The sequence below is a fragment of the Butyrivibrio sp. FCS006 genome, from assembly GCF_000424525.1.
Classification (GTDB): Bacteria; Bacillota; Clostridia; order Lachnospirales; family Lachnospiraceae; genus Butyrivibrio.
This window is the reverse complement of record NZ_KE384204.1, coordinates 53,813-66,967: the sequence shown is the minus strand read 5'-3', so window position 1 is coordinate 66,967 and position 13,155 is coordinate 53,813. Positions and strand designations below refer to the sequence as shown.

Annotated in this window: 9 protein-coding genes; all 9 read right to left on the bottom strand. The window is 47.1% G+C overall.

Translation table 11 applies throughout. From position 1 onward, the window contains the following. Positions 1 to 27: 27 nt before the first annotated feature. Positions 28 to 2,487, bottom strand: a complete 2,460-nt coding sequence (locus tag G633_RS0111620; RefSeq protein ID WP_026520022.1) for a hypothetical protein — start codon at positions 2,485 to 2,487, stop codon at positions 28 to 30. Positions 2,488 to 2,496: 9 nt separating this feature from the next. Continuing rightward, positions 2,497 to 3,264: a Crp/Fnr family transcriptional regulator gene (locus G633_RS0111615; protein ID WP_051200159.1), complete on the bottom strand. Its 768-nt coding sequence runs from the start codon at positions 3,262 to 3,264 to the stop codon at positions 2,497 to 2,499. Beyond that, positions 3,257 to 3,817, bottom strand: a complete 561-nt coding sequence (locus G633_RS0111610) for an NUDIX hydrolase (protein WP_026520020.1) — start codon at positions 3,815 to 3,817, stop codon at positions 3,257 to 3,259. Before G633_RS0111610 ends, G633_RS0111615 begins: the two co-directional genes overlap by 8 nt. Before the next feature lie 11 nt (positions 3,818 to 3,828). Beyond that, positions 3,829 to 4,983, bottom strand: coding sequence for a serine hydrolase domain-containing protein (locus G633_RS18220; RefSeq protein ID WP_051200157.1), 1,155 nt, complete (start codon positions 4,981 to 4,983; stop codon positions 3,829 to 3,831). A gap of 27 nt (positions 4,984 to 5,010) precedes the next feature. After that, complete coding sequence (locus tag G633_RS0111600) at positions 5,011 to 6,804, bottom strand: Na/Pi cotransporter family protein (RefSeq protein WP_081664770.1); 1,794 nt, start codon at positions 6,802 to 6,804, stop codon at positions 5,011 to 5,013. A gap of 74 nt (positions 6,805 to 6,878) precedes the next feature. Beyond that, positions 6,879 to 7,796 (bottom strand): GNAT family N-acetyltransferase, encoded by a 918-nt coding sequence (locus G633_RS0111595; protein WP_026520018.1) that lies wholly within the window; start codon positions 7,794 to 7,796, stop codon positions 6,879 to 6,881. Between the two features lie 2 nt (positions 7,797 to 7,798). Continuing rightward, positions 7,799 to 11,584, bottom strand: a complete 3,786-nt coding sequence (locus tag G633_RS0111590) for a diguanylate cyclase domain-containing protein (protein WP_026520017.1) — start codon at positions 11,582 to 11,584, stop codon at positions 7,799 to 7,801. Between the two features lie 352 nt (positions 11,585 to 11,936). Next, complete coding sequence (locus G633_RS0111585; protein ID WP_026520016.1) at positions 11,937 to 12,197, bottom strand: HPr family phosphocarrier protein; 261 nt, start codon at positions 12,195 to 12,197, stop codon at positions 11,937 to 11,939. 10 nt (positions 12,198 to 12,207) lie between these two features. Further along, on the bottom strand, positions 12,208 to 13,152 hold the full coding sequence (gene whiA, locus G633_RS0111580; protein ID WP_026520015.1) for a DNA-binding protein WhiA: 945 nt from the start codon (positions 13,150 to 13,152) through the stop codon (positions 12,208 to 12,210). Positions 13,153 to 13,155: the final 3 nt, after the last annotated feature.

Genomic DNA, 13,155 nt, shown 5'->3' with positions numbered 1-13,155 from the left:
GAGACAAAGTGAAACGTCCCCAGTGACTCATCCGGGGACGCTTTTTTGTAGGTCTTTGATGCGGGAGACGAGGCCGTTTGCCTCGTCGAAGGTGTAGACGTAGCCACCAAGGGTGCTGACCTTGGGGCGCAGGTTCTTGGAGTGGCTCCAGACGAGGATTGCAGACTTGCCCTTGCCGTTTCGAGCCTCCTGGATGAGGTTTCCGGCGGCGCTGTTGCCGTCAAAGGCCACAACCATGGATGGGCGGCGCTCAAAGATCTCGTAGTTGAAGCTCTTGTAGATTCCCATGCCCTGGGACTCTGTGGAGACTCTGATCTGAAGATTCGGGTAAGACAATAGTCTGTCCCTCTCCTGCGCAGTGACAAGAGCCGGAACGACTGCGTAAACCCTAAAGCCCTTCTTGTTGTGATCCAAAAGATATTTCTCATACCCCGAGATCTTATGCCCGATAACAAAGCACACTTCCTCAGGATTTAAAAACTTAAGCAGCGAATCCAGTTCTTTCTTGCCGGCCTCGGTGATCCTGGTGGCGCGGTTTTCCGTGTTAAAGCTTCCGCCAAGTACAACAACCGGGAATCTGTCCCAGGTGATATCGCTGATGCGGTCCTTGAACTCCCTGTTGGCATCGAGCTTCTCTTCACCGCCCGATAATGCCCCGGATATCTTAACCTTCTGCATCTTCTCAAGGAGAACTTCTTCCATGTCCCTGCCCTTAAGAAGTCTGCCAAAGGCTTCTTTCTTCTCAGAGTACGCTTCCTGACTGGACCTTATGATGGCGCTCTCAGCAGCCTTCATGAGCCCAAGCTCTGCATCCGTCAGTCCCAGCATGGTCTTTAAGGAGAGCTCCTCATCTATGGAAGACGTTCCATAGAGTGCTGCTCCATCCGTTCCCTGAACACACCAGATTCCCTGCTTTAAGTACTGCTTCAGGGGATGATCCTTAAGTGAATTCAGGTTGTTGAGTCTTACATTACTTGATATCTGGAACTCCAGCACAACCTTGTTTTCCTTGAGCTGCGCCAGAACTTCCTTGCCCTTTTTGGATCTTGGACTATAGGTATAAAGACCATGTCCCAGCCTCATCCTCGGCATCTGCTGCCCGGGTGCCAGACAGTCCTTGACGCACAGGATACTGTGGGCGATGTTGTCCTTCTGACTGTCGTTCTCGCCCGCATGGACCCTGATAACGAAGCTCGGATCCTTGGCGGCGATCTTCACGATCTCCTTAAACGCCGGCTTAAGCGTAATGATGTCGTTTATCTCCTCGCCGACAAAATCACACCCTGCCACATACGGATCCAGCGCCGTAGCCTTCAAAACCTCCAGGTTCTGCTCCAGATAGTTATCCGGAGTTACAGCATCCTTAACGATGGTGAGCGGAATTCTTCTGATGGCAGCCAGGAACCTGATCATAACGCCGGTCTCCTGATAGATCTTGGGCATGACCTCATGAACCTGCCTCAGCATCTCTATCGATTCATACTTCTTAACCAGGGTCGTGTCGCTGATCTCCGCATAGCACACACCCTGCTTCTTGTAGCTTCTTGCAATCCAAAGGAGCTTGTCCTGGAAAATCGTATTGCTGCAATAATCCGGATTCTCCCTGTCGCGCAGCATCTGTTTCAAATGCCTCTTAACATCCTCATCGGGAATCTGATCAATCCCGCTAAGGTCGATCTTGTCCTCACTCTCCTTGCCTTTGCAAAAGACATAGCGGTACAAGTATACCTTCTCGAGATTGGTAAACACCGCCTGCCCGTCCTTGATAACAGCCAAAGAGCCACGTATCTTAACAATGTTCATCTCCGCATTATCAAGGTTGTTGAGGATAAGGTCCGCAAAGTTGATAAAGGTATTGTCATCAATCTTCCTGTCCAGATACTTGCCCTTCAAATCCGAGGAAGTCCATTGCCACGCAACCTTCTTCCTCTGCGCAAGCGCCTTCTCCCACTGAGCATTTGTAAGGCCCAGCTGAAGCTTTTTTACATAGTAAAGCGGATATCGTATCTGGTGCGCTATTCCCAGCGCTATCAGAATATCCCCGGAGAGATTACCGTTCATGTGAGTGTGAAGGTCTCCGGCGAACTTAAGCTCTTTCCTGATATGCGTCTTAAAGACCGTCTTCCCGAGATCAAAGTCCGGCTCCTTGGTCTGACTCATCAGAGTCTTGGCGATGGCAGGAATTGAAGCCTTTGTCTCAACAGTCCCATCAAGATAAATATTCGCCACCTCGATATCACCAAGGCTGAAGATATAGCACTCCTTATTATCGGCATCCACATAGCAGGGAACTTCACCCCTTATCTCCAGCATCCCGTCCTTGTTCTTCGTAAGCGGAAGTCCGCAGGTGGAAGCCAGATTCCTTATGAGGTTTCCGGTGCCGTGATTTGGTGTTGAGAGCACAAACATAAGCCTGTCCAAATCTTTGTACAGGCTTACGATAATGTCTTTTTCGTTATCAAGGAAAAAGCATGTGAAATATGTCATAGACGCTCCTTACTGAGAAACGTATATCTCCTTAAGTCCATCGCGATCCAGCACTCTGATCCTTGCGTGTCCGAGCCTCTCAATAAGGCCCTCCCTCTCCATTTCGCGAAGCTTCCTGGAGACGGTCTCGGTACGAAGACTTACGCTGGCTGCGATATCATCGAGCTTTAAAATAACATCGTCGTCGATACTTCTGTCGACTCTGTATAAAAGAAATCCCGCCAGCCTTGCCATCGGATCCTTAGTTGAAAGAAGCATGTTCCTCTCATTGGCATCATGCAGCTTCTTACTAAGAAGTATTATGGTGTTCATGGCTGCGTGGGGATCATTGACCACTTTGATGAAATCATCCCTGTGTATCTGACAGATGGAAGCGTTGGTGAGGCATACAGCAGAATAGGGATAGATACTGCCGTCAAGGAACATTCCTTCCCAGATGATGTCGTGATCTGCAAGAATAGTTACTATCTGCTCTCTTCCCAGGGAGTCATATCTGCAGAGCTTGACTCTTCCTTTTCGGATAATACATATTGAATCAACAGGCTCGCCCTCCCTGAACAGATAGCTGTTCTTCTTGAGGTTCTCATGAATCGAGTGCTCCATCAGGCTCACCTGGGCATTGACAGGAAGCCCCTCGATAAGGGGCACGCTCTCGGTGCAAAAACCTCCGCATTCCTCGCAGATGTTTAGGCCCGATATTCCTCTCTTGAGTTCTTCACCGCGGCTCTTGTCATTAGCGCGGTAGATTCCGCCTGAACTGCCCATCTCTTTACCCATTGATCCAACAATAGCAATATGCCTGTGTTCTTACTGCAAACGGCTCTGTAGCCAGCAGCTCTTTTACCTCACTCTTCGTGTACCAGCGGGGCTCAATCTCTTCCTGGAAGGATGTGCTCTCGGAAAAAGACCCTCCTGCCACACCTACGCAGCAGGCATTCCTCTCATTTGAAAAACCGATGGCGCTGTAGCACGGTCCCCACCACTGGTCTATCCTTAAGATATCAAGTCCTGTCTCTTCCTTGAGTTCTCTCCTTGCTGCCTGTTCCGGTGTCTCACCGGGATCTATAAGGCCTGCCGGGAAGTTGTAAACCCATCTTCCTGTGGCCATTCTGAATTCTCTGTTAATGAGGATCTTCTCGCCGGACTCATCATGCATGATGATGGCAACTGCGTCCTCCTTGCGGTTCTGAAGGTCTTCAAAGGTCTTAAGATCAGGGTTTCTGCTTATCATCTCGTAGACCTTCTCGTTTCCGTCCACCATCTTGTAATGAACGTCATAGCGGTTGATGAATCTGCCCTGCTCTTTCTTTTCTATATATTCAAATTCCATTACTTACTCCGTTAACATGCACCATAAACTATTTGTTTGAGTCCTCTTATGAAGCTGAAGTCACAGCCTCCCTCAATCTGCTGCATGTATATAAATATCAGTTCTTCCTCAGGGTCAACAAAGAAGTATGTTCCGCCCAGTCCCTCCCAGCCAAACTCTCCGACGCTTCCATTTGAGCAGGCACTAGCCGGATCTGTGAGGATCCTGAACAAATTGCCGTAGTTGCATCCCTTGCAGGACTCGAAATCCAAAGTACTGAGCTGCTGGGGATTAAGCTGAGGCGATGTCATGAACTCAAAGGTTCTTCTGCCGATGAGTTCCTTGCCGTGGTATGCTCCCTTGTTGAGAAGCATCTGTGCGAAGTGCGCGTAGTCTGCAGCTGTGGAATAAAGACCTGCTCCGCCCCTCTCAAACCATGGATCCTTACTCGGGTTCTCCATCTGAAGGCGCCTTCTTACGTCATCCTCGGCTCTTACAACCTTGCCCTTTTTATCTCTTCTGTAAAGGACTGCTGCCCTGAACTCTTTTCCCTCGTCGATCTTAAAGCCCGTATCCTCCATGTTAAGAGGAGTGAAGATCTCTTTCTTGAAAAACTCAGATAACTTCTTGCCTGTGACAACCTCGATGATGCCACCTAAGATGTCCGCAGAATATCCGTATCTGAAGTACTCGCCGGGCTCAAAGGCAACTCCTGCCTCTGCCAGCTTGTTGCAGATATCGACGCCACTCTTTAAGATCCCCGATTCTCTCTGGGCTCTGGCCTCTTTTACGATCTTGGCCATGAGTCTTTCGGCTTCACCGAACTCTCCCGGCATCACGATACCTGAGGTCATATTTAAAAGATCTTTTACAGTAATGGGGTTTACAGCCTTTCTGATACCTTCGGCTGAAACCACATTTACGCTCTCGTAGGCGGGAAGGTAATCCGATACCTTGCTCATAAGATCAAGGTCGCCTCTCTCATACAGGATCATGGCCGCCATGGCCGTTACGGGCTTGGTCATGCTGAAGATCTTGTAGATGCTGTCCTCCCTGTCGGGCTCGTAGTGGTTTTCGTAAACTCTTTTTCCCTTGTGCTCAACGATTATCTTGGCGCCCTGAAGTGCGCCTGCCTGTCTTTGTTTCTCTATAAGTGTATCAAGCCTGTTCAGCTTTCTGATGTTCATAACACAATTATCCCCGGTAAATATTTCTTAGTACTTAACTGAAGGAAGCAGATACTTTCTCTGATAGAAGTCGACTGCCTTCTCGAATTCTTCGCCCTTGTCGGCCTTGAGGTGCTCGATGTACTCGTGAGCATCGTAAGCGTCCTCATCAACCTCAATAAGACCAACTGCGATATTACTGCAGTGATCGGCGATACGCTCAAAGTCCGTGCTGATATCCGTGAGGTCAAAGCCCTGCTCGATGGTGCACTTACCTTTTCGAAGTCTCCTGATATGTCTTCTCTTAACCTCCATGTTGATGCCGTCAATGGTCTCCTCAAGTGGTTCGATCATCTTGGCAAGGTCAACATCCTGAGCCTCGAAAGCTCTGACGGAGAGGTCCACGATCTCTTTTACCGCATTGGAGAAGATCTCCATCTCGGACTGTGCCTTTGGCGTAAACTCTCTCTTAGACTCGCTCATGCCCCTGGCCTTCTGCATGATGTTGAGGGCATGGTCACTGATACGCTCGTAGTCAGTGATGCAGTGCAAAAGAACTGACAGAGTATGCGAGTCTTTTACACCGAGGTGATGAGCGTTGATCTGCATGAGGTATGTTCCCAGCTGATCCTCGTAGGTATCGACCTTTCTCTCAAGGTAATCGACATTCTGAGCCTTCTCTTCCTCAAAGTTATCAATAAGTCCGATAGCCTCGTAAAGAGCATCCTTGCACATGTTAGCCATGGCAATTGCTGCAATCCTTGCCTGCTCAAGAGCAAAGGGCGGGTTTGAAAGGAAGCGGGGATCCAGTGTGCGGATACCTTCCTGCTCCTCCTGCTCCTTCTTTTCCTTCTCGTCGATAGGAATGGTCTTCATGGCCATGTTTACAAGAAGATTTGAGAAAGGCAGCATAAGCGGAGTTGCCACAAGGTTAACCAGTGTGTGGATTCCGGCGATTCCTACCATTCCGATATCATTGTCCATGAACGCGAAGTTCACGATGGAATGTATCAGATAGAACAGGATCATAAAGGTTGTTGCCTTGATAAGGTTAAAGTACAGATGCATAAGAGCTGTTCTCTTACCGTTCTTGTTAGCGCCAAGAGATGAGAGAATAGCTGTGATACAGGTACCTACTTCCGCACCAACTACAACAGGGATAGCCATGCTGTACTTGACCTTGACGGAAAGTGATAACGCCTGCAGTACACCGATGGTTCCGGCTGAAGACTGGATGGTCATGGTGAAGAGGATACCAACAAGGAATCCGATGATGGGATTACTGAAGCTTGTAAGTACTCTCTTGAAGCCGTCTACATCCTTAAGAGGTGAAACAGCGTCTGACATGGTGCTCATTCCAAACATAAGAACCGAGAAACCAAGAAGAATTGTTCCGATATTTTTCTTCTTGTCATTCTTGGAAAACATGTAAAGCGCAATACCGATAAGCGCCAGGAAGGGCGTAAAGGACTTGGGCTTTAACAGATTGATTATAAAGTTTTCACTGCTGATTGCGTTTAATGAAAGAAGCCATGCAGTAAAGGTTGTACCGAGATTGGCACCCAGAATAACATTAACTGCCTGCTTAAGAGTCATTATCCCCGAATTAACAAGACCAACTACCATGACGGTAGATGCTGATGAAGACTGAACCAGCGCCGTAACGCCCACACCAAAGAGGTATGCGATTACCTTGTGCTCAGTCACTTTTGCAAGCACGCTCTCGAGCTTGCCTCCTGCGGCTTTTGTGAGTCCGCCACTCATTACATTCATTCCGTAAAGGAACATTGCAAGACCACCGACCAGGCCTGCGATTAGACTAAATACTTCCAGTGAGCTCATTTTCTCCTACCATTAATTATTCTTTGTCCATTTTTCTACGTTTACAGCTATATCTTACAGGATTAAGCTAAAAATTACCATAAAAATATCATTCTTACGTACTTGCCGAACCTGGATTCGCTGAGAGAAACTCTTTTTCCGTCGTTGTAACCGTCGCCGTAGATGTTCTCCTCGACGTCAACATCCTTTGTCTTCTTAAAGCCAAGTCTCTCGCAAATGTGGATAGATACTTCATTCTCAGCCTTTACAAGAGTCTGCACCTTATCAAACTGGAGGACATTTCTTCCATATTCCATGATGGCTCTTAGAGCTTCCATACAATAGCCCTGTCTCTGGAACTCTTTTCCAACCAGGAACCCAAGCTCCGGCTCATCAAAGCCGTTTCTTACGGAATACCCTGCCCTGCCTATAACGCGGTCATCTTCCTTCCTGACAAGCGTCCACACGCCAAAGCCCAACAGGCCATAGACCTTCTCAATGTAATCCTTCTGATATCTTTTTTCATCTTCAGGATCATCGAAGAGCCCCTCCATGTACCGCGTCATCTCAGGGTCGCTGTAGATCTTGTAGAACTCATCTACGTCTCCAACCGTTGTCTCACGGACAATTAGCCTGTCAGTCTCAAGCACTGTCCAGGGCTCGCCTGCGTACCTCTGATAGACCTTTACGAATGAGTCGATATCAACTTCTTCTATATCGGAAAAGACATATTTAAGTCCCGGAAAAGACTTCCCGGCTTCACCCTCATGTAAAAGCCCAACGCAGTAGTACTCATCCTCCGACAGCTCTTTTGCCAAAAGAGGATCATCTGTCAGAGCCAGCATCTCCTGCCGATTTTCGGACATGGAAAGTGGCAGCGGATCCTTTCCATCTGCCACGTAAACACTGTATCCATTTTCTTGTATGTAGGCTGCAGTCTCTTTTACAGCCTCCTTAAAACTCTCATCCTCAGGGCCATCTCCCCCAAGGACGAATGCTATGGTCTTAAGCAATCTTAAAGCATCTCCTTCTCGTAAGTTACTTTAAATCCTTCGTTCTTCGAATTATCGTTCCACTTATTTATCATTCTGTCTGCTATCTTGCCGGCGATCTCCTGACTGACATCAGAGAGGAGTACAATGACTCTGTTGCCACTGTCGTTGCCGTAAACGTCAACGTTGCGCAGGTTTTCCATGAGAGTATCAAGGAACAGCTCCATGATCTCGGGAGTTACCTGAGCCCCTTCAGGACCGAGGATGGTAAAGTGCACCAGCGCGGAATTGAGGATTTCATTGTCGCCGTATCTGACAAGAAGCCTGTAAATATCCTGCATACGCTCGCGCTCGACGCGATATGGCTTATCGGACTTGCCTCTCTCTCCAAGGATTGCCTTAAGCTCCGAGATACCGGTTATATTCGAATCATCCCCAACCATTGCCACGATCTCTTCGTAGAGCTTGCAGCCGTGCTTGCCTGCGTTCTTGACGGAATAAAGCGCTCTGTCCGCTCTTCTGAAGAGCTCATCATACTCAGTCTGACTTCCGACAGGAACAGATACACCACCGACAGAAACGCCCAGAGGAATGCTCATGTCATCGCCCATGTGCTTCCTTGCCGACTCCAGGATTGCTTCGTTGAGGAACTTTGTCTTTATCTCCATCTCATTCGGAGTTGTATCCGCATAGAAAGCCAGGAATTCGTCTCCTCCGATTCTGCAGAGCACATCTTTGGAATCGGCGCTGTGCCTTAGGATCTCGGCAAGGTCGATCAGCATACGGTCACCCATATCGTGTCCGTAGATATCATTTACCGGCTTGAAGCTGTCAAGGTCAAGAATAGCCAGAATACCATTACGCTTACCAAGTACGTCCTTGAGAGCCTCAGTCGATCCCCTCTTATTCAAAAGACCTGTCAGAGGATCCTTGGATGCTTCCTGCTCAAGACGCTGGATGCTGTTCATATCCTGTACCAGTGATGCTATTGCCCAGCCGATGTAAGCAACCAGTAAAAAGCTTACCACAAACAGATAGATCCTGAAATACTCTCGCTCGTAGAGCTGGGATTCTTTGACCACCGGGAATATCTCTTCTCTGATAACGTGCTTGCCGGCTGTATCAAGAACCTGCACATGAAGCCTGTAATTGCCGTACGGGAGGTTTGTATAGGTCAGGGACTGCATGTTTCTCTGATAGCAAGTGACACCTTCGTCCTCAATGCCCTCCAGGAAAATGTGGAGAAGCGGATTGGAAAGAGCATAGTTCATCACCGCAACATCAAAGACAATACGTCCTGACATCGCAGGAATTCTGTAAACGCCGTTTACCGGCTCTATCGGCTCTTCTCCGGCAAGTATCTCTGAAACCCTGATCTGATACTTGTTGTTAAAAGAGTCATAGTCTGAAGTGGAGACTTTTCTTACACCGTCGGTACATGGTAGGTAGAGATTATCTCCGTTCAGCGAATAGAAGCCGTTTGCAGTAACAGAAGTACTAAGCCCCCTTGTTCTGTTAAGGAGCATGTATTTGCTTGCCTTATTGGACAGAAGGTCTCTTTCGTCCAACACAAATATACCGGCGCTGGAGAGTACCCATGCCTTCTTGTTTTCATCTATAAATACGTCATAGTTATTGCTGTAAGGGAAGGAATTCAGCGGCTTTATCTCAGCGCCGTTGTTGTAGTAAATGGCGTTACTGGTCACATAGAGGTATCCGCCTCTGCAAGGTGTGATCTTCATGACAACCTGTGACTTAAGGCCGTCCTCTGCCCCAATGGTATCCACCACTTTGAAGTTTTTTATGACAAATATTCCTCCGCCGTCGGAGCCTGCGTATATGGTTCCGTCAGCGTCCTCAACCATGCACAGCACCTGAGTTGTTATGCCGTCATCTTCACCGAGTTTTTTGAAGATCCTCTCGTTTTTGATGAAGTTAAGGCAGGTTGATGAGACTGCCACAATTGTTCCGTCCGAGAGTTCAAAGGTACTCCTGAACTTTTCGCCTTCAGTTCCGTCATACTTGCGGGTATAGGTATTTATGGTCTTGTCAGGATGCATCACCACAAGTCCGCCCGGTCCATAGGTACTGAACCATATGTTGTCATCGCTATCGCTCATGACACACCTTATGCGGACATCTCTTAAAACCTCAGGATGAGGAATGGGCACGGAATAGAAGGTCTTAAGATCTATGGTCTTAAGGCCTGAGCCGGTTCCGGCATAGAGAACTCCGTCTTTTACAAGAACGCTGTTAACAACCTCGTTCTCAAGATGTGCTTTGGCATAGATATCCTCAAAAGGATTCCAGGAGAACTTCTTGATGCCCTGTTTACTTGAAGCAAACCATACGTTGTCCTGATAATCAACGTATATATCAACAATGGATGTGTTGAAGTCGGAGGTGGAAAGATCCGTCACAACACCTGTATCCGATATAAATCCCAGACCGTTCTCGCAGGCTATGAAATACCCTTTAAAGGTCTTGGAATAAAGAATGTCATTGAAGTAGGTAAGCTTTCCGGCAAGGTGCTTGGACATGATGTCCGTCATACCATCCTTGATATAAAGCCTTCCTGTCATGTTGCTGCTATTTCCTATTATATAATTGCCTTCATCTTCTTTTGTTATATCCGTGTAGTTTCCCGCAAGGACATAGATTATCTTCTTATCCCTGAAGATCATAAGGCTTCCGTCACTTCTAACGCCGGCCACGGTATCTCCGCTGGAGCTCAGCTTGCTGACACCGTAAAAGCTCTTTGCCATAAAGACTTCTATCTCGCCTTTTTGGTCTATCTTGCAGAGCTGCTTGATGGTTGCCACATAGATATTTCCTTCAGAATCCTCGCAGATTGCTCTTATAGCATCGGAAGCAAGACCTCTTCCCGTATCGAAGAATTCAATTTCTCCCGTGTCAACATCGTAGCATCCGACACCACTGTCGTTGGTTCCTATCCAGAGTCTTCCCTTGGAATCCACAAACAGTACTATAACGTTCTTGATTCTCTCGTCTATGGCAAAAGACCTGAACCTGTAGCCGTCGTATCTGTACAAGCCGGAGTATGATCCTACCCACATGTAGCCGTCCTTTGTCTGGGCAATGGCATTTATCTCAACCGACTCAAGTCCACTCTCTGTGTCATATATAGTTCCCGCATATTCAGACCCAAAGTCAGCAGCGCTTGACTTAACAGGATAAAGCATAAGGGGAGCTGTCACTGACAGAGCAAGTAATGCGCCAAAGGCTTTAGCTGCCGTTCTGTGACTTTTGCTCACAAGACCTATCAGCTTCATGAGGCAAAAGGCTATGATAAAGCTCACCACTTTATCCGGAATATCAACAAAGGCTTCGCCCAAAAATGAGTTGAGAGCCTGGACCTGAATATCGCTGGAGAGCATGTCCATAAAGCTGTCGCCCCAGGCATTTCCGGTCTTTCCGTCATAAATGATGATGTTGAGAGGAGTTGATATGACTGCAGAGAGAATTCCGGTCATAACCATGGTGGATATGGCCTTGAAGACATTTCTTTTTCTTCTGGGATAAAAGACTCCTACGCAGACGCCGATGGCTATTGACACAGCCATGTACGGCAAAGATACCGGATCCGCAAAGGATATGATGGCATTAAGAAGCAAACCACAGACTGCACCGGCAATAGGTCCCAGTACAACTGCAGCAAGGATTGTTCCAATCGAATCAAACCAGAAAGGAATTTCATAGCCCGAGGCTATAGTCCTTCCCAGCAGGTTTAAACCGACGCATATGACGATAACAAACCAACCTACCCATGATTTAAGTTTATTATTCATGCTATCCTCAAAATTGATGGCACAATCAAACAAAACGCAGCTAAATATAGATATGCGTACTCACAATAATTTTATCACTATTTCGAACGTTTTCCCAACGGTTAATTGTGAAATATCTATTAAAAAAACGTCAAACAATCGGCACGTATGCGCGATCTTTGACGTTTACAATTTGTTAACAATTAATTAAAAGAATAGTTTACTTCAAATCATCTTTTAGACACATTAGCTTGTTAATATAATATTGTCAGATGAGTTAAGACAATACCAAACAAAAACTTTTTCATAATATGCCAGGTAAGGAAGCTTACCTGGCATCCTCCCTTTTATAGGGCTTTTTTTATTTATAGGATTATTTCTGTGATCCCTGAAGGAACTTCTCAAGATCTGCAACTGCAGACTCCTCATCACTTCCCTCTGCAATAACCGTAACCTCCTCACCGGAAGCAAGATTAAGTGTCATCATTCCCATGATGCTCTTTGCGTTCACCTTCTTGGACTGAGCCTCGATGTGAACAGTGCTGTCATACTTACTTGCAAGCTGTACAAGTTCCGCAACAGGTCTTGCCTCAAGTCCTCTTGGGAGCTTAATTTCGATAGATTTTGTGATCATAATATCCTCCTTAAGATCTCAACTTGTCCGCCAGCTCTGAGAGCTTGCGAAGCCTGTGGTTAACTCCTGACTTACCCACGGGCGGGTCGAGAAATTTACCAAGTTCCAACAACGTTGCATCAGGATGCTCAAGTCTGACCTCTGCCATTTCCTTGAGTCCTTCCTGAAGTTTACCAAAACCATAGTGGTCTCTGATATAGGTTATATCTTCTACCTGCTTGGTAGCAGCATTAACTGTCTTGGTGATATTGGCCACCTCACAGTTTACCTTCCTGTTGATGGAGTTCCTCATCTCCTTGAGAATCCTTAGGTTCTCAAGATTCATCAGACTGACCGGCGCCTCCATTATATTCAGAAGATCCACGATTCCGGATCCCTCTTTAATATAGAGAACGTAGTACTTCTTGCGCTGTACTATCCTGGCCTCAATGTCAAAGCTCAGGGTCATGTCAGCCAGTTGCTGCGCCAACTCCGGAGTGCTGCATACATACTCCAGATGATACCCTTTATTGGGGTCGCTGATAGAGCCGATGCACAAGAATGCGTCCCTCAGAAATGCCCTCTTGCAGCAGGAATTTCTGGTGACCATCTCGCTCACTTTAGCACCTGTTTCTCTCAGGTTTCCATTCTGATCCATCAGCCTGATCGCCATTAAAACGGATTCCACATCATGCTCTGAATCAAGGACAGGGCGGTAGATTCGGCCTCCTGCCTTAACATCGGGAATCCCCTCTAAAATGCTAGTAACTATATTAAATGCTTTTTTTAATAATGTAAAGAACTTTCTAAGCACCTGTGCGTTATCCGCCTGCAGGTAAAGCACCGTATTTCCTGCATTATCGGCTTCCACATGGCCTATGCAGGTAACGATGGCCGAGATTTCAGCCAGCTGACAATGCCTGGATGATGCGATGCGCTTTGAGAGTTCCTCTTTTACCTCCGAGGAAAAAGACATATC